This is a genomic window from Bacillus sp. MUM 116, assembly GCF_001866655.1.
Taxonomy (GTDB): domain Bacteria; phylum Bacillota; class Bacilli; order Bacillales; family Cytobacillaceae; genus Neobacillus.
In genome coordinates this window covers 1-366 of the sequence record NZ_MLYR01000195.1, presented here as the reverse complement: position 1 = coordinate 366, position 366 = coordinate 1, and the positions used below count along the sequence as shown (strand labels likewise).

Below are 366 nucleotides of genomic sequence, written 5' to 3'. Positions count from 1 at the left end.
CCGGGTCTGCCTTCAATATCCTATGTATTCAGATAAAGATACTGCTCCATTACGAGCAGTGGGTTCCCCCATTCGGAAATCTCCGGATCAAAGCTTACTTACAGCTCCCCGAAGCATATCGGTGTTAGTCCCGTCCTTCATCGGCTCCTAGTGCCAAGGCATTCACCGTGCGCCCTTTCTAACTTAACCTACGGCTAATTATAAGCGTCGCATCTCTTCGTCAGCTTCCCTCGCTGCGCTCCTCATGTATATATATCATACACTCCGGTGCTCACTCAGTCGCTTCCTCGACCTGCTCGCTTCTAATTACCCTCTAAAAAGGTTTAAAAACCTAAAATGGCGATTTAACTCGGTTTTTACTTGGTT

The 366-nt window shown here is 47.3% G+C and carries 1 rRNA gene; it reads right to left on the bottom strand.

What is annotated here, in order from left to right:
• Positions 1-189: ribosomal RNA gene (locus BIV60_RS27890) — 23S ribosomal RNA — on the bottom strand; the annotation flags it as partial.
• Between the last annotated feature and the right edge of the window lie 177 nt (positions 190-366).